Below are 21,489 nucleotides of genomic sequence, written 5' to 3' on the forward strand. Positions count from 1 at the left end.
TTGTCTATTGAAAGTTAGTGGTAACTTCAATATAACATGAAATTCACGTGGCGTTTTTTAGTTAGCGGTGGCTAACTTCATTATAAAATTCACCTTTAGAATGTGTGATTGATTAGGAGGAGACAATATGACTAAAGACACCTTTACAAAGAAATTCTGGCTTTCGATACTAATTAACTTTGGTGGGATGTTAGCGGTTCTAACGCTGGCTCGCCAAGTTGCCGGAAACAGTGGCGTCATTTATTTAACAATTGCATCACTCTGGTTTATTTTCTTGTTATTCTTTAACTTAAAACTATTTGGTGGTTATGTTGCCGCCCAATGGCACGAGTTTGCAAAGAATAAATGGCGTAATATACTCTACGTTGTGATTGTTTTGGTTCTTTTGGAAGTGGCTGTTACGGTCGCAAATCTTTATTTCCATCAATTTATACCATCGGCTAAGTCGGCTGGTATTGTGCAATATGAATTTTCAACGGTGACAATCGTGGGAACGTTGTGGGGGATTGTAGGCGGTCTGGGTGATTTAGTGGCCGCTTTTGTTGAAGAGTTAGCTTACCGTCATGAGTCCATGTACGTCTTCAAATCTAAAGGGAAAGTACTGACCGGGATCATGGTGATTGTTTCTAGTTTACTTTTTGGATTCAGCCATTATTATAACTTTAACGGCAGTTTAATTGCGACCATGCCGTATGTGATTGCCGGTGTGGTTCTCTCGTTAAGCTATTTACTAAGTAAGAATTTTTGGGTACCGACATTGGCCCATCTGCTATTTAATAGTTTGTCGATTCTATCCGCATTAGTGCTTTTAGGGATTCAGTTAGTTGATGTTATTCGATAAAATCTATCTGTCCTTTATCAGGCAGATGGGTTTTATTTTTTTAGCTAAAGCACTTGCTATAAAGTGCACTCCAAGGTTTAGACTAAGGCTAACTTAAATTGAAGGTGGTTTTAGAGATGAAATTATTAGTATTAGCAGCCAATGGTCAAATTGCTCGGATTGTAACCAATCGAATTTTAACGGAATCCACTTTTAAAGAGATTGAATTGACGTTGGTGTTACGACAAGCTAGTCGGTTAGCGGTGCTAGCGGATAATCCGCGGGTCACGATAGTCGAAGGTGATTTGACGGATGAAGCGTTGATCAACCGGGTGGTGGTCGGGCAAGATTTCGTTTACATTGCGGTCGTGGATCATGGCGTGACGAATGCTACGACTAAGCATGTGATTCAAGCGATGCAAGCTAACGGGGTTACTCGCGTGATTAGTACGAATATTTTAGGGATTTATGGCGAAGTGCCAGGAGAATTTGGCCGTTGGAATTTATCAATGGTCGAAAGTGGCCTACAAGCTGCGATTCGCGCAGATCAACTACTGGCAACATCGGGTTTAGCCTATACGACGTTACGCTTGCCTTGGTTAAATGATCGTGACGAGATTAAATATGACGTGACAACGCGTCATGAACCCTTCATCGGCGTATCGGGGTCGCGCCAAAGCGTTGCAGATTTAGTCTTGAAAATTATCGCAGATCCTGATTATGGGACCAAGGATAGTTTAGGACTAGCCGATCCGGAGACACAGGGATTAGATCGTCCGGTTTATTAAAAAAATATCTAAATCGTTAATTCTAATCAGCGACCTGCAAGCGTATAATTGAGACAAATTGCTGAATTGTTTTTAGCGAAAATGAGAAATGAACAAGACGCGACAATCGGTTTTTCATTAATGTAGGCTGTCGAAAAGTAACGCCAAAATAAAAACTAATTGATAGGAGATATTAGTAATGAAAGCAACTATTTTTGTTAAACCAGGTGAGGTTCAATTACAAGAAACACCAAAACCAAAAATTGAAAAAGCGACCGATGCGATTATTAAAGTCATTCGGGCTTGTGTCTGTGGTTCGGATTTATGGTGGTATCGTGGACTCGCTAAACGGGAGGCTAACTCGTTGGTGGGGCACGAAGCGATTGGGATTGTTGAATCGGTTGGTTCAGAGGTGACCGATATTCAAGTTGGCGATTTTGTGATTGCACCATTCACACATGGTTGCGGACACTGCGCAGCTTGTCTTGCGGGTTTTGACGGTAATTGTACAAATCGTGAAGAAGGCGGTAACGGCGGTTATCAAGGTGAATATTTGCGATTCACGAATGCGAATTGGGCGCTCGTTAAGATTCCAGGGCAACCGAGTGATTATAACGAAGAACAGTTGAATTCTTTACTAGCGCTTTCTGATGTCATGGCGACCGGGTACCACGCGGCAGTGACGGCTGGGGTTAAGGCTGGAGATACTGTCGTCGTGATGGGCGATGGGGCTGTTGGTTTATGCGGGGTGATTGCGGCCAAATTATTAGGCGCAACCCGGATTATCGCAATGAGCCGCCATACTGATCGGCAAGTCTTAGCCCGCGAATTTGGGGCCACCGACATTGTGGCCGAACGTGGTGATGAAGCTGTTCAACGTGTCTTAGAATTGACTGAACAGGCGGGGGCCGATGCTGTTTTAGAATGTGTTGGGACCGAACAATCAGTCGCAACCGCTGTTCAAGTTGGCCGCCCCGGCGCATTAGTCGGTCGGGTAGGTGTACCACAAAAAGCCGAAATGAATACGAATCAATTATTCTGGCGAAATATTGGGTTACGCGGTGGGATTGCGTCAGTCACCACCTATGATAAAGCCGTCTTACTTGAAGCAGTCCTCAGCGGTCAAATTAATCCAGGAAAAGTATTCACACAACGGTTTGAATTGGCCGATGTCCAAAAAGCCTATCAAGCAATGGATCAACGAACAGCGATTAAATCGTTGTTGGTGGTTGCGGAAGGCTAAATTAAAGATGTAAAAAAGCCTAACCGCTGGATAGATTCCAGTAGTCAGGCTTTTTTTAAGGTTGCTGCATCAATATTTTTTGTAATTGATAACTGGCTAACATCAACATCAGTTGGAGAATTGAGAAGGCGCCGATGAAAATCCAGAATTCATATTGGTCGAAAACACTCAAAATTTGAACGGTGGTTTGGTGTAAATTAACCAAGACATCCCAAGAATTAATCCGTAAGAAACGGCCTAAATAAATCGCAATTGATGAACAAATACTCAACAAGCTGAAGGTCGCAATTTGGCGGGAGAGTAATTGGCTTTTAGGGATGAACAAAGGATACATCATCAGTAAACTGAAAATGCCTAAGCCGACGCCTAAGAAAACCCCGCCAGTTAGAATCGCGTATTCAATAAATTGGGTCGGGGTACTCAGGCCGACGCCGATGGAGGCTAGATGGCTGAAATCGGTCATCATGTATAAGGCGTTGGGGAAGAAGAGTAACCAAACAATTCCGAATAAATAGCGTTGTTTGAGGTGCGATTGGCGATGACAAAGTAAACTTAAATCAAACGGAATGATGGCCAAAATGAGATTCCAAATTAAGAAGGTAAAGCGACTTTGGCATAATAGGATGAGACCAAAGAACACTAAAATGATGAGGTGAATCGTGATAATATTTTTACGCATTTAATCAGTCCTTCCGGAATCGGTCTATCTCTTCTAGTATACCGGTCATTGGTGAGTTGAACGTTAAAGTTTCGGTAAAGATATGGTACAGTAAGTTCAATGATGTAATTAAAGGAGCGTTTAAAAATGATCTCAAAGAAACAACAACAAGCCATTATTGGTGTTTTATTCATCTTAATCGGTGTCATCGGATTAATCAGTACGTTTTGGCAGTTTCAACTGATGACGGTTTTAACCAGTTTATTGTGTTTAGTGATTGGCGCGCATAGCGTGTATCGCTTTGTGACGACTAAAAAATAAGGGATTAAGATTGGCCTGCAAGGTGTTGATAATGTTTGTAGAGTAGGCTGAATTTATTCTTGGCACTCGGGAGCCACGGCTTTTCCTTACCACAAAAATGGAGAAAGACGTTATTTTGAACGAGCCAATCGAGGTCCCAAGTTCCATGACTGATGGCTTCATAAATCGCAGGTTTACGAACGTCGTAATTGTAGACTTCATCCGGAATGGTCAGGATTTGGTGGCCATACAACGCGTTTAAGACATCCTGATCTGGCAACAATAAGGGATTTAAAGGCATCGCTAATCGGTCAAAAATCGCTTTTTCAGAAACCGTTTGGCGAATCAAAGGTAAGTTCATCAAGAGCACGCCAGAATTGAAATAGCCATCCGCTTCGTATGTGCCAAGGCGAATCTTATTGACGACGTCCGGCACGTTGGTCAAGCTCGCGTGACTGGCTGCGGCGTATAAATCAGTGCCTAAGTCTAAATTATAGAGTGGTAATAAATCATTGATACATAAAATATCTGCATCTAAATATAGAATCTTAGTTAAATCCTGGGGTAAGTATTTATGGGCCAGTAATCGGTAATAGATGGCTTCCGGATAGCGTTTAGACACAGGGGCATCTTTAAAAGTCGGGTCTTCACCGATAATTACCGGATAATAGGCGATATTGAATTGCTGGCAGAATTGGTGAATGTCGTCATCCGCCACTAGCCGGTTTTTTTGAATGACGTAAACCGCTAAATCAGTTGCGGCGGTATTGGCGACGATTGAAAAAAGGGTTGTCTTAAATTGAGGGACGAAATGGTCGTCGATTGAGAATAATAAATTAAGTGGCATCCGTAAAACTCCAGTCTTAAATTGAATATTATAAGTATACTACGAAATGGCTAGCATTAATCTGTGAAATCGGTTACTATCCAGTTATATGGAGGCGATAATGATGAAGTATTTGATAATTGGTGGCGTTGCGGGCGGTATGTCAGCGGCCACACGGTTAAGACGGTTAGATGAACAGGCTGAGATTATTATATTGGAAAAAGGGCCCTATGTCTCATTTGCGAATTGTGGGTTACCCTATTATTTAGCAGGGGAAATCAGCGAACGTTCCGACTTATTAGTCAAGACGGCGGCCCAACTCACTAAACGGTTTAAACTTGATATTCGTCAAAACAGTGAAGTCACGGCAATTAATCGAACTGATCAATCGGTGACGGTTAAAACCGCGCAAGGGACTTATCAAGAACATTACGATCGGTTGATTTTATCGACTGGTGCCCAACCAGTAGTCCCAGCAATTGAGGGTCTCGATTCAGCGCAACACGTTTACACGTTGCGCAACGTCCCCGATGTCGATCAAATTTTGGCGCAAGCTAAAGCGAGTCAAAAGGCAGTCGTGATTGGGGCTGGTTTTATTGGTTTAGAAATCGCGGAGGCACTGGTTAATCGCGGACTCCAAGTGACGATTGTGGAACGCGGCACGCACGTCTTGCCCTCATTCGACATTGAAATGGCGATGTTTGTGCAACGAGCACTCGTTCAACACGGCGTGACGGTTTTAACGGAAAATGCGGTGACGGCCTTCGAAGCGGCTGGGCAGACGTTGGTCTTGGCAAACGGTCAAACACTGGCCAGTGATTTAACGATCTTAGCGGTCGGGGTGCAACCCGCGACCCAGTTGGCGAACGCGGCAGGCTTACAACTGGGTTTGCGCAAGGGTTTAATCGTGAATGACCATTATCAGACGAGTGATCCGCTAATTTATGCGATTGGCGATGCGATTATTGTCAAACAAACGACGACTAATCAGGACACGCTTATTTCGTTAGCTTCACCAGCCAATCGCCAAGGTCGACAAGTTGCGGATGTTTTGGCCGGTAAAAACCGGTTGAATCGCGGGAGTCTCGGTACCGCAATTGTCCGTGTTTTTGAAATGGCGGGCGGCAGTACCGGTTTAAATGAAAGTCAATTACAGGCAGCGGGGCTGACGTATCAAGTATTGCATCTTTCTGGAAAAAGCCACGCTGGTTATTTCCCGGGGGCCGAAACCATTTGGCTCAAACTACTTTTCCAACCGCAAACTGGTGAGCTATTTGGCGCGCAAGCAGTCGGTCCCGATGGTGTTGATAAGCGGATTGACGTTTTAGCCACTGCGATTAAAGCTGGTTTAACGGTCGATGATTTACCTGAATTAGAATTGAGTTACGCGCCACCGTTTGGATCGGCGAAAGATATTATTAATTTAGCGGGTTATGCGGCGCAAAACTTGATGGCTGGTGATAGTCAGTCGGTACAATGGCACGAATTAGCGGCCGCGATGGCGGCTGGGGCGCAGCTGGTCGATGTTCGTGAACCAGCAGAACACCAGCAAGGCGCGATTCCGGGGGCTATCAATATACCATTGGATGATTTACGGCAACGCATGAGCGAATTACCTAAAAGTAATCACTATATTGTTAGTTGTGCCAGTGGCTTGCGCAGTTATTTAGCGGAACGGATTTTGAAACAAAATGGTTATCAAGTTCAGAATTTAGATGGGGCTTATGCGTTATATGCATTGATGCAGCCCAAAGATTAATAGAAAGATTCGGGGAATCAACGTGCGATTTAAAGCGATTTTTATTGGTTATTGTGGGGTCATGGGTTTATTAGTGGGGGTCGTTTCGGCGCTATTCTTAGCGTTCGTTAATTTTCTGATTCATTTGATTTGGGTTAGTTTACCGGCAGCGATTGCCGCACCGCATTACTATCCGTTGATTGTCGGTTTAATCGGGGGTTGTTTAGTGGGCTGGACGCAAACCAAGTTAGGCGCCTATCCGAAAACGATGCATGAAACGTTAAGTGAGTTTAAAGCAACCCAACGAGTGGTTTATCATCAGCGCATTTGGAAAAATTTCGTGACGGCCGTAATTGTACTCGCGTTTGGTGCCAGTCTCGGACCTGAAGCGGCGTTATCGAGTATCCTGGGTGGTCTAATTAGTTGGTTGGGCGATCGTATGAAACTGACGTTGGCTAAGAAAGAAGAATTAGTCAGTCTCAGTATCGGGGCGATGTTGGCAACCATTTTCAAAGCGCCTTTCATGGGTTTGAGTCAGCCACTAGATGATAGTTTACGTCAAGGAACGTTTAAGGTGAAATGGCAAAAGGTCGGTTTGTACGCGATTACGACACTCATCGGCATTATCGGATTCAGTGCCACGAATCGGCTCTTTCCGAAAGAAAAACTCTTTGCGATTCATGTGCCGAACGTTGATTGGCAACCGCTGGCCTTTGCGATGTTAATCCCCGCGTTTATCGTTGGCATCTTATTTGGTTATGGCTTCTTAAAGACTGAAAAATGGTCTGAATGGTTAGCGCAGCGGATTAAACAACCGGTTGTGCTAGCGCTATTAGCAGGTGGTGCGATTGGGATTATGGGAATGTTATCGCCGTATTTCCTATTTTCAGGGGAACACGCGTTACTCGATTTTACGACGCAAGCCAGTCAGATGAGTTTAGTCGTTATCTTAGTAATTGCACTTGGTAAAGTCGGGTTAACTCACATTTGTTTTGCGTTTGGTTGGCGCGGGGGTAAAATTTTCCCGGCCATCTTTGCGAGTGTCGGGATTGGCTTAGTTCTGACGAACCTGATGCCGTATACACCGGGCTTAATCATCGGCGTGGTGGTCGCCGCTAGTGTGACCGTCATTTTGCAACAAGCAGTGGTCACTGCGACACTCTTATTATTCCTTTTCCCAATTCAATTCTTCCCTTTTATTCTCATCAGCTGTCTTGGCGCACAACAAATTACCAAACGCTGGCGCGTAGCTTAAATCCCTATTAAACACTGGTCGCATAGCGATTGGTGTTTTTATTTGGCATTTTAGTTAGTTTGGTGTTGACTCAGCCTAACTAACGAGTTAAACTAATTTTCGTTAGGTTAAACGGATTTGAAACTAACTAATTCAGAAAGAAGCGATTAATAGATGACTAATGAAACACAAGAAACGATGATGTTATTTGCAAAATTAATGCAATCTCGCTACTTTATGACCTCGGTTTGGATGACGTTGGGCAAACGCCGGAGTCATGATTTTGCGAATACCAAAGGTAAATACCGCCTCTTGAATTTATTATCGGAACAAGATGGTTTGACGAATGCCGAAATTGTTGAGTTACTCGATATTCGGCCTAGTTCGGTCAGCTTACAGGTCAAAGGGTTAGAAGAAGAGGGGTACGTGAGTCGTCAAGCTTCGGCTGCCGATAAGCGGGTCTCATTAATTTATTTAACGGACAAAGGCCGCCAAGTAATTGCGACTGGTAATTCTGAAACGGATAGCATTTCAGAAGATATTTTAGCGGGATTATCAGCTAGTGAAATCGCAGAATTACAACGGTTATTAACGAAGATTACCAAAAATATTGATGGTCAAAAAATGTATGATGAGCAAATTGACCGCAATATGCATTTTCAACATCAAAATCATAAGAGCTGGAATCGTTCAAGATTCCCTTGGTAGGAGTTGGGTAAGATGGATCGAACGAATATGACGACACCGATGACTAATCGGCGTTTTAGTTTTAAGGATTTTTTAAATTTAATTAAACAAACAAAACCTAAATACTGGCAACTGATTGTCGGCTTGTTATTAGGGTTAGTGGCCACTGGCGTTCAATTAGCGGTCCCGAGTTACGCCAAAGATTTAATTAATAGTTTTAGCTACGGGATGAATCCCTATTTAATGGTCGGAATTGTGGGCTTGTTTATAGTGAGTGCAATCGTTAGTGCGCTTTCGGGTTCGCTGCTCGGTTTCTTCGGTGAAGATGTCGTTCGTAAACTCCGAACTACGATTTGGCATAAGTTATTACATTTACCGGTTGGCTATTATGATGAGGTCAAGTCGGGCGAAATGACGTCGCGCTTAGTGAATGATTCGACGCAGATTAAGCAGTTGTTATCCCAATCATTTCCCGGATTAGTGACGGCGATTCTAACAATTGTGGGTGCACTAGCGATTATGTTGTTCATGGACTGGAAAATGACGTTGATTATGGCGATTTCAATTCCATTGATCATGGTCGTGTTGCTCCCCGTCGCTCAGAAATCGCGTCAAATTGGTCATTTACGGCAAGATGCGTTAGCCAAGTTCAACGGTGAAACGGATGAAACGTTAAGTGAAATCCGTTTGGTTAAATCATCGAATGCTGAAGACCAAGCTGCCGTCCAGGGTGAAAATGAGGTGCAAACTCTTTATCAAATCGGTCTTAAAGAAGCGATTTACGATTCCGTGGCGGGACCGATTATGACCGCAGTGATGATGGGAATTATCATTGGGATTTTAGCTTATGGCTCCGCACGAGTGGCGCAAGGAACGATGACGATTGGGGCGATGCTCTCATTTCTAATGTATCTTTTCCAATTGATGGGTCCGGCAATGACGTTAGGCCAGTTTATGACCACGTTGTCGAAAGCGAGTGGTTCGACTGAACGATTGCAAGAATTAATGAACGAGCCTGAAGAAGATTTCGCACAAGGCACAGCAGTCGCCGTTGACGGTCAAACTTTAAAAATGGCCCATGTTGATTTCAGTTACGACGACAGCAAAATTATTTTGCAAGATTTATCGTTTGAAGCTCAACCGAATACGGTCGTCGCTTTTGCAGGGCCTTCCGGCGGTGGAAAATCGACGATATTTAGTTTATTAGAACGGTATTATCAGCCGGATGCGGGGCAAATCACGATTGGCGACACGGCGATTGACACTGTTGCATTGGCCGATTGGCGTCGTCAGATTGGGTTTGTCAGTCAAGATTCAGCGATTATGGCCGGTACAATTCGCGCTAATTTAACGTACGGTTTAACGGCGACTTATTCGGACGAGCAATTGTGGCACGTGTTGGCTTTAGCCTATGCCGAAGATTTTGTCCGGGAAATGCCAGATGGTCTTGAAACGGAAGTTGGAACCCGCGGCGTGAAAGTTTCGGGTGGGCAACGCCAACGGTTAGCGATTGCGCGGGCCTTCTTACGCGATCCGCAAATTCTAATGTTAGATGAAGCGACTGCCAGTCTGGATTCCGAATCGGAAGCGATGGTTCAAAAAGCTTTGGAAACCTTAATGAAAGGCCGAACCACTCTGGTGATTGCCCATCGACTCAGTACGATTGTGGATGCGGATCAAATTTATTTTATCGAACAGGGCCACGTTTCCGGTGCGGGGACGCATGCCGAATTAGTCGCGAAACACCCACTATATCGGGAATATGTTGAAACCCAATTTAAACAAGCGCAAAAACCAACTTTAATGAATTAGACTTAAAAACGGGCGCAGTTTGACCCGTTTTTCGTTTTTAATGGTGGTCAGTAGAATTCTAAATTAAGTTGGTGCATAATAGATAATACGATTAATTATCAGGTATGGGAGAATAATATGTATGAATTATATTTAGTCGCGCTGTTATTGGTGGGGGTCATCGGTGCGAACGTTTTGAAACAATTTCTACCGCAAATTCCGGAAGCTTTTATTCTGATTGCGACCGGTTGGGGACTCTCTTTTATCCCGATTTTTAAGCAGTTTCAGTTAGAACCTGAGTTTTTTATGTTGCTGATTATTGCACCGTTGATGTTTATCGACGGTCAAAAACAATCGTTCAATAAAATTCGGAAGAGATTCCAAGGGATTTTCTTATTATCAGTGGTGTTAGCTGTTTTGACGGCAGCGGTTGTCGGAGTGGTGGCTCATCAAATTGAAGCGCAATGGACGTTACCGTTGGCGATTGCCTTAGCGGCGATTGTCACGCCAACCGATGCGGTGGCGGTGAAGTCACTGACCGGCAACAATGAGTTGCCTGGTGGCGTCGGTGAAGCCTTAGAGTTAGAATCGCTATTTAATGATGCAACTGGTTTGGTGATGTTAGATCTCGCGTTGTCGGTTTTATCGCGAGGCACCTTTTCAGTGGTTGATGGTATTGGTCATTTCCTATTTGTCGCGGTGGGCGGTATCTTAATTGGGATTGCCGGTGGTTTCTTACTCGTTATGTTACGCTTCAATTTAAACATGCGTGGTAAGAATCCGGAATTAACGACGATTCCGATCAGTTTATTGACGCCGTTTGCGATTTATTTATTGGCGGAACATTTTGGGACCTCCGGGATCTTAGCCGTTGTTGCCACTGGGATTGAACATAATTGGGAAGCCAACCGTTTGCGCTTAACGTCGACCAACGTGCAATTGACTTCGCGGACGATTTGGAACATTGTCACAGACGTGTTAAACGATGTCGTGTTCCTAATATTGGGACTATCATTACCAACCGTCTTCCAAAATACGTTGACGATTGGCTGGTTAGGCACCGTCCAATTAATCGGGATTAGTCTCTTAATCTACCTGATTATGTTGGGTATTCGGTATTTTTGGGCCTTGCGGGGCGACAATCCTGAGATGGTGACCTTCTTCGGTCGCCGTGCCGATCAAGATCATCGGTTTAACGCACAAATTTTTGCCATCAGTGGGGTTCATGGAACAGTGACGTTAGCGATGGCGTTATCGTTGCCAACCAAGATTGCGGGCCACACTTTTCCGTATCGTAATGAACTAATTATGGTCGCGATGTTTGTGATTTTAATCAGTATGATTGTCAGCGCGCTCGTCTTACCGCGGAAATTACCGGAAAAAGCGGAAGCCTACACACTCGATGATTTAAATCACATTCGTAATAAGATGGTTGATTACGCGATTCTACAAATCCGGGGCACGATTGAAGACCATGCGACGCGTGAAGCGGTCACGGCTCAACTGCAATCGCAGAAGCAGAATAATCCGGGAGTGGATCGTATCGCTCGCGGGGCTAATTACCAACAAGTATTGGGTGATACCAAAGAAGTCATGGACACCTTTATTCATGGCGATTACGTCAGTGACCATTACAGTGCGATGACGATTAAAGTTTATAATAATATTTTGCAACATTCGTTAACCAATACTACGAAACCACGGCTAGGACATCGCATGAAAAAATCAATGAAACATGCGTACCGAGAGGTCGTTTGGCATACAGCCCATGGCGTGATTACGAAACGGCAAAAAAGTCAGTTTCGCCAACGTCGATTAGAAGACGATCCGCAGTATTCGAAGAAGGTTCAACAATGGCAGACCGTTCGTTTGGAATTATTAGCGTTAAATGATGACGTTACCGGTGTGGTTGATCAATATTTAGACCGGGTTTTAAAAACGCGGTTGGAACAGAAATTTAGTGATAATGACCACATTTATATGGCGCGCAACGTCATCAATCACTTCTTTGATAACGTTAAACACGAATATCGCCAAGAAGCAGTGGTTGTCGATGGCACCATCTATATGCGGGCCTTCCAGTGTGAATATGATTTTATTCAAAAAGGGTTGAACGATGGTTTCATTAGCCAAACCATTGCGAGCACGTTATATACTGAAATTAACCAGGCGCAATTGTTGCAGACACAGCAATTGGCATTGGCGGAATAGATACTGGATTCGTTGGAATAGTTTGTTAATGAGTCGCTAACTATAAATGAAATTGGGGGTATTCTGATGCTTGTCAAAAAAATGAGTGTTTCCACCACAAGTCCGGCTTTTATGCAGACTTATCTGTTAGATAACACGGTCGAAATTAATCAACAGCGGAAACGGCCTTTACTGATGATTTGTCCGGGAGGTGGGTACGAGTTTACGTCCGACCGTGAAGCGGAACCAATTGCGATGCAAGCGTTGGCTAAGGGCTATCACGCTTGCGTGCTAAGATACAGCCTAAGTCCAAAAGCTCACTTTCCTGAATCGCTATTAGAATTAGCAACGGCTGTTAGTTTAGTTCGTGAGAACGCAGAAGAGTGGCATGTGGATACTGATAAAATCATTGTTACCGGTTTTTCGGCTGGCGGGCATTTAGCAGCTAGTTTAGGTGTTTTTTGGAATAAAACTTGGTTTCGGCACTTATTGGATAAGCCGGATTTAGCACAACCGAACGGTTTATTATTGGCTTATCCGGTAATTTCTAATGGCGAATATGGCCATCAAAATTCATTTAAAGCGCTACTAGGGGCTGACTATAACAATCCAGAGAAACGATTCTTAACCTCTTTGGAGAATCAGGTTGACGAGCAGACACCTAGAACTTTTATTTGGCACACAGGAGCAGATGAAACGGTTCCAATGGAGAATAGTTTGTTATTTGCCCAAAAATTAAGGGCTAATCAAGTACCATTTAGCTTACATATTTTTCTAAATGGTGGGCATGGGTTAAGTCTCGCCGTTAAAGAAACAGAAAGTCGCTACGGTAATGGTGTTCAAAGTGAAGTTGCTCAATGGTTTAACTTGTTTGATCAATGGGTCAAAACTAATTTTTAAGGCTTAAAAGATCAATATTGAGTACGATGATAGATTTTGAAGCATAAACAACAACAAGCTGTGACAGAACTCGGTTATCAATTGAGTATCAAGTTGAAAAATCGCCTATCCTGAACTAAGGATAGACGATTTTTTGATTTGAACGGAAATTGATGAGTTCTGGCGCGCGTCAAAGAATAATGTTCGTTTAATATCAGAATACAACGACTTATGTCACGGCCCCTTTAGTTTAACTTAAGATTTCTTTACTCGGAAAATCAATACCGCAAATGGATCTAGCGTTAATTGTTCGGAGTAAGTTTGACCAGAAAGTAAGTCAACTTGGCCCGGGTACGGATTGATGGTCGGTTGTGTTTGATCAGTGGTATTGATCACGAAGTGGAACGCTTCATCAGTCGTTTCGCGGGTCGTGATTTCAACGTGTGGATTATGTTGTTCCTGAATTTGAGTCAGCGGTATGAGGTTGATTAATAACTTGTTTAGGAAGTCAGAATCGGGTTCCGTACCGATGTAGTAGGCTTTGCCGGCGCCAAAATGGTTAACGGTGACAGCTGGTGTGCCTTGATAAAAGACCGAATCGCCGTAATAAGCGAGTGGCTCAGCTGTTGATACTTGAATCAGATCACAGAGCGTTGTGCCGGTGCCTAACACGTTGGTTTGTTGATCGACTAAGGCAACGCTTTGTTCATTAGGCAGTGCGTCGGTCTCATCAAACGTTAAACCGAGGACCTCATGAAAGGCGCCCGGATACCCACCCGGAATGATGTGGTCGTGATCATCGGTTAGACCGGCCATGGTGGTGGTCACAAATTGGCCGCCATGAGCCACGTATTCGCTGACTTTAGCCGTGAATTGAGCATTAGCGGCGTATAGTTTAGGCGCTAATACTAAGTCATAATCGATGAGGGCCATGTCAGTCGAAATTAAATCGACGGCGATGCCCGCTTGGTAGAACAGCGCATAATAGCGGTGGACCATTTGAACGTAATCTAGTTTGGTCGTCGGTCCGATTGAATTTTCAAGGCCCCAAAAACTATCCCAATCGAAAACTAAGGCAACTTGGGCCTTTTTAGAGGTGTCGAGTAGGCTAGCGGGTAGCTGTTGAAAATCAGTGCCTAACTGGGCGATCTCTTTAAAAATTCGACCAGTCGTTTGACCGCTGTGGGGAATAATTGCGCCGTGGAATTTTTCAGCGCCACTTAATGATTGTTTGAGTTGGAAGAACTGGACACTGTTGGCCCCGTGCGCGATGGCTTGGAAGCTAAACATACGAACTTCGCCCGGTTTTTTGAGCGCGTTAAACGGTTGCCAATTTTGTTGATTTGGCGTCTGCTCCATCAATAGGAATGGTTTTTGTTTCAAACCAAACATCAAATCGTGTTGCATGGCCGTATAACTAGCCGGAGTGTCGTAGCTGGGATAATTATCCCAAGAAATGATGTCCATTTCGGGCGCCCATTTGAAATAATCGAGATCCTTTTGACTGCCCATTAAATTAGTGGTCATTGGGGTCGTCGCATCAAACTGGCGAATAATATCGCGTTCCATGGTGTAGTTGGCGAGCAAACTATCGGATTGGAACCGTTGATAGTCAAGTGCGGCGCCCCCTAAAACCGGTTTGCCATTTGAGAATAAATCCGTAGTGCGCATGGGTGGCAGAATGTCGATCCAGTCCGTGTACGTGTGGCTCCAAAAATGACTGTTCCAAGCGGAATTGAGGGTATCAATATCGCCGTAACGAACTTGAAGCCAGTCGCGGAAAGCCTGAGCACAGTTGTCGCAATAGCAAAGGCCACCGTATTCATTAGAAATGTGCCAATAAGCTAAGTTTGGCAGATTGGCAAAACGTTCGGCGAGTTGTGTGACCAGTTGACTGGCGAGACGTTGGAAATCAGGATTGTTAGGACATGCATTATGGCGTTTGCCGTGTTGTTGTTGAATCCCATTTGGATTGACGCGGCCGACTGCAGGGTATTGGCGTACTAGCCATGCGGGTAAGGCAGCAGTTGCAGTCGCGAGGACGATTTTAAAATTATATTTAGTCAGTAGCTTGATGATTTTTTTAAGTTTCGTGAAATCAAACTGACCTTCAGCCGGTTCTAAGAGCGCCCACGAAAAGACGTTAATGGTGGCTGAGTTGATATGGGCTTGTTGCAGCAATTGGATATCAGATTCCCAAGAATTTTCGGGCCACTGTTCTGGATTATAGTCGCCACCAAATAGCATTTGTTGACCAAGTGTTTTATCCATGTTAGTTGACCTCCGAACTGAGCGATTCGCCATTATTTTGAATGACGTTTTGATACCAATAGAAACTTTTCTTCGGAATTCGGGTTAATTGTTTAGCGTCGTGATCGTCACGATCGATGTAAACGAAGCCGTACCGTTTGCTGTAACCGTTCAGCCAGCTCAATAAATCAGTGAAGGACCAAGCACAATAACCAATCACCGGCACACCGGCAGCGATTGCAGCCTGTAATTGTAATAAATGATCGTTGAGGTAGTTGATGCGGTAGTCGTCGTTGATTTGGCGGTCGGCGGTTAATGTATCAAACGCGCCGAGCCCGTTTTCAGTGACGAAAATAGGCAGTTGATAACGTTCGTAGACGGTCCGTAAAGCAATTTGGAAACCAATCGGATCGATTTCCCAGCCCCATTCTGTTTTTTCGAGATAGGGGTTGCTGACGGATTGGAATAAATGACTTTCAAGTGAATCATCTTGGGTATCGGCGGCCATCAAATAGGGATCAATCTTAGTGAAGGATTTATCGGCCGTTGGTTGTTGGTTAACCGCTGGCCGTTTGACGGTCCCGCCGTGGTAATAATTAATCCCGATAAAGTCGGGTTTGGCCGATTTTAATAAGGCTTGGTCGGCATCCGTGATGTCAAAGGCCAAGTTTAATTGTTGTAACAAGGTTAAGATTTTTTGTGGGTATTGTCCGCGGCAATAAACGTCTAACCACCAATCATTGTTCAGTTGGTTGGCATCGTGGGCCGCTAATATGTCGAGCGGATGTGCTGATTCAGGCGCAACATAACCATAACCGAAGCTAGGGCCGATTGAACCGTTAGGCACTAACTTGTGGAAGAGGTTGATCGCCGTGGCATTCGCCAAGTTAATCACGTGATTAGCGGCATACATCCGTTTAACGTTTGAGACATTGGGTGGATGAGAAGCCCACCGGTAGCCTAAACTCGTGAAGACATTTTGTTCATTAAAGGTGACCCAATAAGTCACTCGGTCGCCAAACGCTTCAAATAGAATATGACAGTAACGTTCAAATAGAGGGATTAACGCCCGCGACTCCCAACCGTTGTAGCGGTCTTGAAGTGCTTGCGGTAAATCCCAATGATATAACGTGACAACGGGTTGAATCCCGTGTTGCAACAAGTCGTCGATCAGGTCAGAATAGAATTGAATCCCGGCCTGATTGACGACTCCTTCACCATCTGGCAAAATACGACTCCAAGCAATACTGAAACGGTAAGCCTTCAAGCCTGCTTGGGCCATTAAGGCGACATCTTCGTGGAATCGGTGATAATGGTCAACGGCTAATTCGCCGGTGGTACCGTTTTTAGTTTTACCGGGTTGTTGAACAAATGTATCCCAAATTGAAGGGCCTTTGCCATCAGTCGTGGCAGCGCCTTCAATTTGATAAGCCGCTGAAGCCGCTCCCCATAGGAAGTCTTCAGGAAATTGTTGTGTCATCATATAACCTCCAAAATTAACAATTGTAGCAATGATGTTAATTTACCATAAAAAAAGTTGGAAGTAATTAGCGATATTAATGGCAAAATAGTAGAAAATGAAACTAGATCTATTTATAGAATCCACGGAATTTACCTGGGGTTACGCGTTCGCTACGCTTGAACATTGCAATAAAATAACTATTTGTTTGGAAGCCGACTTGGCGCCCGATTTCTTCAATTGATAAATTGGGTTGATTTAATAATAATTCTTTGGCTTTGAGAATTCGATAATCTAAAAGCACTTGATGCGGCGAAATGCCTTGATTATTCCTAAAAACTTCTAAAACGTATTGTAAACTGTAGTTAGTCAGTTTAACGAAATCTTGGTTATCGATAGGTTGCTGGTAATGGCGATGAATGTAGTGCAAAATCGGTTCAACGATTTTTTTATTCAATTGATAATTATTCGGATTTTTAACCCGGTACTTCTTAATCAATAATAGAAATTGATAGACGAGTGCGGAAGAGGCATATGGGTCGGCATCATCTTGACTAAATTCTGTATGTGAGTTCTGAATAAAGTTAGCCAAGGTAGCATCGGGTTGCTGAATGGATAAATAATCATTAAAGCCTAAAATAGTGGTGATTTCGGAAATTAACGCACCACCGAATGTGAAATAGCCGGTTCGCCATTCAGGACTGGTTGCGTGGTAGGTATGGGGAATGTCTTGATTAATTAAAATACCAGTTCCGGGGGTTAATAGGATTTCTTGATTTTCAATCACCACTACGCCACTACCGGAATAGGTTTGGAGCCAATGAACATACGGATAGCCGGCTGGTCGTGAAACGTCTTCTTGAAACCAGTTATAACCAATGCTATCAATGAAAAGTGGGAGTGAACGATCTTTGTTTTTAAAACTATATCTCAATGAACTCACCTTCAATTTCTTGTATTTATCAATAAATATCTGTAATTACAATACCATTTAATTATGATAATGTGAACGTATTGAACGAAAGGTGGAGTTATAAATGAAAGCGTTAACTGGATGGTTCCAGAATAAATTTAGTCCAACATTAGCAAGAATCAGTAATATGAAGTATTTAATTGCACTACGAGACGGCATGATTATTACCGTACCGTTTACCATTTTTGGTAGTATCTTCATGATCATTGCCAATTTACCAATTAATGGTTGGAGCGATTTAATCGCGCCGATTTTGCCAAAATTACAAGCACCCGTCACAGTTACTTTTGGAATTCTAGCATTAATCGTCGCCGTTGGGATGAGTTATCAAACCTCAAAAGCTAATAAAATTGATCCGTTAGCCGGAACGGCCATCGGTGTGATTTCATTCTTAATTTGTATGTTAGATTCAAAATTTGCCATCGATCCTTCAACTTTAGGGTCAGGTGGGATGTTTACCGCGATTGTTGTTGCAATTGTTTCTAGCGAAATTATGCGGTTCTTTATTAAACGTAATATCGTGATTAAAATGCCAGAACCGGTGCCACCAGCAGTTGCGAATTCATTTGCTTCATTGATTCCTGGTGGTGCGGCTCTCTTATTTTTCTGGATTGTTCGTGTGTTATGTAATGTTCAAATCAACGATGTTATTCAAGCGATTTTCTCACCATTAGTTGTTGGGTTAAACAGCTTCTGGGGAATGGAATTTGTTTTATTCTTAACGCTATTATTATGGACTATGGGGATTCATGGCAACAACGTCGTCGGCGCCGTTGCGTCACCCGTTTATTTACAATTTTTAACTGGCAATATCGCCGAAGTTTCTAAAGGTCAAATGGCAACTCATATTACCGCTGATGGTTTCTTGAACTTTGGGATGAACATTGGTGGGACTGGTGCCATCTTAGGTCTAGTCATCTGTATGCTATTTGCCCGTAGTAAGCAATATAAACAATTAGGACGCTTAGGGATTGTTCCCGCCGTTTTCCAAATTAGTGAACCCATTATGTTCGGGTTCCCAGTTGTTTTAAACCCAACTTTGATGATTCCATTTATCTCAGTACCCATGATTTTACAAGGGATTACTTATTTCTTAATGAAATTCCATGTGATTGGTATGGTGATTGCTCAAATTCCATGGACGACACCAACCATTATCAACGGGTACTTAATCACCGGTGGCGACTGGCGCGCACCGCTATGGCAAGCGATTCAACTCGTAATTTCAGTACTTGTTTACTGGCCATTCTTCAAAATTTGTGATCGCGCAGCCGTCAAAGCTGAAGCCGCTGACGAATTAGCGCAACAGAATTAGGATATTTGCTTTAAGTTAAACGGAGGTTTTTAAAAGATGAAATTTACAGACGGCTATTGGATGGACCGTGACGGGATGACCGTCAATCACCCGCAAGAAGTTTATGATTTTCAAGTTGATGAACAAGCGGTCACGTTGTACGCGCCTTATAAAAAGGTCGCCGAACGCGGCGATACGCTCAATATTGGGATGACGACGCTCACGATTACCTCGCCGCAAAGCGATATCATCGGGGTGCAGCTAACCCATTTTGATCAGATTGCTCAAGGCCCTAGGTTTGCGATTGATGATCAACAAAAAAAGCTGAAAACCAGTGTGGTTGATCAATGCTTGGCGATTAAATCGGGTGATTTAACCGTTAAAGTACCGGTCGGTCATCAACCGTTTAACTTGGTGTTTGAAGCCAACGGTCAAGTACTGACCACTTCTGAAAATGGTGCGCAAGGTCAAATTGTCGATACGAAACACCATGAAAGCTATATGCGCGAGCAATTGTCACTTGATATTGACACGTTAGTTTACGGTTTAGGCGAACGGTTTACGCCGTTTGTCAAGAACGGACAGGTCGTCAATACTTGGAATGCTGATGGTGGCACGGGGAGCGAACAATCGTACAAAAACATCCCGTTTTACATCACGAATCAAGGCTACGGTGTATTCGTCAATCAATCCGAGAACGTATCTTACGAAGTTGCTTCTGAAAACGTGTCGCGCGTGCAATTTAGTGTGCCTGGTGAAAGCCTGGAATACTATGTCATCTATGGCGCGACACCTAAAGAAATTCTCAAGAAATATACGGATCTGACTGGCAAGCCAGCCTTGCCACCCGCTTGGTCGTTTGGTTTATGGTTATCGACCTCTTTCACCACCGATTACAGTGAAAAAACGGTGATGAAGTTTATTGATGGTATGCAAGAACGAGATATCCCGTTGGATGTTTTCCATTTTGATTGTTTCTGGATGAAAGGTTTTGAATGGACCAATTTTGAATGGGACCGTCAAAAATTCCCCGATCCAGAGGGGATGTTACGCCGTATTCATGAAAAAGGGGTCAAAGTCTGTGTTTGGCTAAATCCGTACATCGGTCAGAAATCACGACTCTTTAAAATTGGTCAAGAGAAAGGGTATTTCATTAAACGCCAGGATGGCAACGTTTGGCAATGGGACATGTGGCAGGCGGGTCAAGGAATCGTTGATTTCACCAATCCGCAAGCCGTTGAATGGTATAAAGGGTATCTCAGAGAATTGATGGACATGGGCGTCGATTCGTTTAAGACCGATTTTGGTGAACGAATTCCGACTGAAGATGTTGTTTACTATGATGGCTCCTCTCCTGAGAAAATGCATAATTATTACACCTATCTCTATAACCAAACGGTTTTTGAAGTCTTACAAGAAAAGAAAGGTCTCAACGAAGCGGTCTTGTTTGCCCGTTCGGCCACGGTCGGTTCACAGAAATTCCCAGTTCACTGGGGGGGCGATAACCTATCACGCTATGCTTCCATGGCGGACTCCTTACGTGGTGGTTTATCATTCTTATTGTCTGGATTTGGTTTTTGGAGCCATGATATCGGCGGCTTTGAAGACAATGCAACGGCTGATATTTATAAACGGTGGACCCAATTTGGTCTACTGTCCAGCCACAGCCGCTATCACGGTAATATCGAATACCGAGTACCTTGGAACTACGATGATGAAGCGGTCGCGGTCACCCGTAAGTTTGTTAAGAATAAGTTAGCGATGATGCCGTATTTATTCAGTGAGGCCGTTCAAACGCACCAAACGGGTGTCCCGTTGATGCGTCCGGTCTTTCTCGAATTTGATCAGGACCAAAATGTCGGACATCTCGCGACCCAATATATGTTGGGTAGTCAATTGATGGTCGCGCCGATTTTTAACGATCAAGGGACGGTTAAATACTACTTACCCAATGGCGTCTGGACCAACCTGCTAACGCATCAAGTTTATGATGTGCCTGAAAATGGTCAATGGTTACAAGAAAAATATGATTATCTTAATTTACCATTATTAGCACGTCAAAATACGATTCTGTTACAAGATCCAACGGCCACTCATGCGGAATACGACTATACACAAGCACCAGAAATTCACCTTTTCCAAATGACAGCCGGTCAACACCAACAAACAGTTGTCGATTGTCACGGCAATCAAGTGGGCTTCGTCACGGTGACCGTGTCGGTTGATGGACATGAACTCTCAGTCGATGCACAATGTTTAAAGACTTTACCGAAATTGATTTACTACCAAGGCATGACGATTAAAGAAATCTCAATGACGACTAGTTGTGAAAGTTTTACTTTAAAATAAGGGAAAATGAAAAGGGCTCATCCAGATTTTG

The 21,489-nt window shown here is 43.7% G+C and carries 17 protein-coding genes; 12 read left to right on the forward strand and 5 right to left on the reverse strand.

Going from position 1 to position 21,489, the window contains the following annotated elements; translation table 11 throughout:
- The first annotated feature begins 127 nt into the window (after nt 1-127).
- The 3 genes from LFUMFP_RS00955 (at nt 128) to LFUMFP_RS00965 (ending at nt 2,830) form a co-directional block, all read left to right on the forward strand.
- Entirely contained in the window at nt 128-841 is a 714-nt protein-coding gene (locus tag LFUMFP_RS00955; RefSeq protein WP_106482877.1) for a CPBP family intramembrane glutamic endopeptidase, read from the forward strand.
- A 116-nt stretch (nt 842-957) separates the two neighbouring features.
- The gene (locus tag LFUMFP_RS00960; RefSeq protein ID WP_106482878.1) at nt 958-1,608 is read left to right on the forward strand and encodes an NAD(P)H-binding protein; all 651 of its coding nucleotides are present in this window, start codon (nt 958-960) and stop codon (nt 1,606-1,608) included.
- 178 nt (nt 1,609-1,786) lie between these two features.
- Complete coding sequence (locus LFUMFP_RS00965) at nt 1,787-2,830, forward strand: zinc-dependent alcohol dehydrogenase family protein (RefSeq protein ID WP_106482879.1); 1,044 nt, start codon at nt 1,787-1,789, stop codon at nt 2,828-2,830.
- A 55-nt stretch (nt 2,831-2,885) separates the two neighbouring features.
- Here the strand turns inward: LFUMFP_RS00965 and LFUMFP_RS00970 are convergent, their stop codons facing one another.
- Nucleotides 2,886-3,509 carry a DUF1361 domain-containing protein gene (locus LFUMFP_RS00970; RefSeq protein ID WP_106482880.1) on the reverse strand — a complete coding sequence of 208 codons (624 nt, stop codon included), beginning with the start codon at nt 3,507-3,509 and terminating at the stop codon, nt 2,886-2,888.
- Between the two features lie 126 nt (nt 3,510-3,635).
- Here LFUMFP_RS00970 and LFUMFP_RS09790 point away from each other — a divergent pair, with 126 nt between their 5' ends.
- Nucleotides 3,636-3,809, forward strand: a complete 174-nt coding sequence (locus LFUMFP_RS09790) for a hypothetical protein (RefSeq protein ID WP_155833395.1) — start codon at nt 3,636-3,638, stop codon at nt 3,807-3,809.
- A 4-nt stretch (nt 3,810-3,813) separates the two neighbouring features.
- Here the strand turns inward: LFUMFP_RS09790 and LFUMFP_RS00975 are convergent, their stop codons facing one another.
- A complete protein-coding gene (locus LFUMFP_RS00975) occupies nt 3,814-4,635 on the reverse strand; it encodes a glycosyltransferase family 8 protein (protein ID WP_025083942.1) in 822 nt (273 codons plus the stop codon).
- Nucleotides 4,636-4,738: 103 nt separating this feature from the next.
- Between LFUMFP_RS00975 and LFUMFP_RS00980 the strand changes: the two genes are divergently transcribed.
- From LFUMFP_RS00980 to LFUMFP_RS01005, 6 genes are all read left to right on the forward strand, one after another.
- Nucleotides 4,739-6,373, forward strand: a complete 1,635-nt coding sequence (locus LFUMFP_RS00980) for an FAD-dependent oxidoreductase (protein ID WP_025083941.1) — start codon at nt 4,739-4,741, stop codon at nt 6,371-6,373.
- 22 nt (nt 6,374-6,395) lie between these two features.
- A complete protein-coding gene (locus tag LFUMFP_RS00985) occupies nt 6,396-7,607 on the forward strand; it encodes a chloride channel protein (protein ID WP_025083940.1) in 1,212 nt (403 codons plus the stop codon).
- A gap of 153 nt (nt 7,608-7,760) precedes the next feature.
- Nucleotides 7,761-8,294, forward strand: a complete 534-nt coding sequence (locus LFUMFP_RS00990; RefSeq protein WP_025083939.1) for a MarR family winged helix-turn-helix transcriptional regulator — start codon at nt 7,761-7,763, stop codon at nt 8,292-8,294.
- A 12-nt stretch (nt 8,295-8,306) separates the two neighbouring features.
- A complete protein-coding gene (locus LFUMFP_RS00995; protein ID WP_106482881.1) occupies nt 8,307-10,085 on the forward strand; it encodes an ABC transporter ATP-binding protein in 1,779 nt (592 codons plus the stop codon).
- A 117-nt stretch (nt 10,086-10,202) separates the two neighbouring features.
- Nucleotides 10,203-12,275 carry a cation:proton antiporter gene (locus tag LFUMFP_RS01000; RefSeq protein ID WP_025083656.1) on the forward strand — a complete coding sequence of 691 codons (2,073 nt, stop codon included), beginning with the start codon at nt 10,203-10,205 and terminating at the stop codon, nt 12,273-12,275.
- 66 nt (nt 12,276-12,341) lie between these two features.
- Nucleotides 12,342-13,154, forward strand: a complete 813-nt coding sequence (locus tag LFUMFP_RS01005; RefSeq protein WP_051552840.1) for an alpha/beta hydrolase — start codon at nt 12,342-12,344, stop codon at nt 13,152-13,154.
- 234 nt (nt 13,155-13,388) lie between these two features.
- On the opposite strand, the gene LFUMFP_RS01010 is transcribed toward LFUMFP_RS01005, so the two are convergent.
- The 3 genes from LFUMFP_RS01010 to LFUMFP_RS01020 all read right to left on the reverse strand — a co-directional run bounded on the left by LFUMFP_RS01010 (nt 13,389) and on the right by LFUMFP_RS01020 (nt 17,776).
- A complete protein-coding gene (locus LFUMFP_RS01010; RefSeq protein ID WP_056950282.1) occupies nt 13,389-15,404 on the reverse strand; it encodes a beta-galactosidase in 2,016 nt (671 codons plus the stop codon).
- A gap of 1 nt (nt 15,405) precedes the next feature.
- On the reverse strand, nt 15,406-16,863 hold the full coding sequence (locus tag LFUMFP_RS01015; RefSeq protein ID WP_035439156.1) for a glycoside hydrolase family 1 protein: 1,458 nt from the start codon (nt 16,861-16,863) through the stop codon (nt 15,406-15,408).
- 109 nt (nt 16,864-16,972) lie between these two features.
- Complete coding sequence (locus tag LFUMFP_RS01020) at nt 16,973-17,776, reverse strand: AraC family transcriptional regulator (protein ID WP_158697712.1); 804 nt, start codon at nt 17,774-17,776, stop codon at nt 16,973-16,975.
- 103 nt (nt 17,777-17,879) lie between these two features.
- Between LFUMFP_RS01020 and LFUMFP_RS01025 the strand changes: the two genes are divergently transcribed.
- Nucleotides 17,880-19,130, forward strand: a complete 1,251-nt coding sequence (locus LFUMFP_RS01025; RefSeq protein ID WP_025083660.1) for a PTS sugar transporter subunit IIC — start codon at nt 17,880-17,882, stop codon at nt 19,128-19,130.
- A gap of 36 nt (nt 19,131-19,166) precedes the next feature.
- Complete coding sequence (yicI, locus tag LFUMFP_RS01030; RefSeq protein ID WP_025083661.1) at nt 19,167-21,458, forward strand: alpha-xylosidase; 2,292 nt, start codon at nt 19,167-19,169, stop codon at nt 21,456-21,458.
- Nucleotides 21,459-21,489 lie beyond the last annotated feature (31 nt).

The organism is Latilactobacillus fuchuensis (assembly GCF_900258455.1).
GTDB lineage: Bacteria > Bacillota > Bacilli > Lactobacillales > Lactobacillaceae > Latilactobacillus > Latilactobacillus fuchuensis.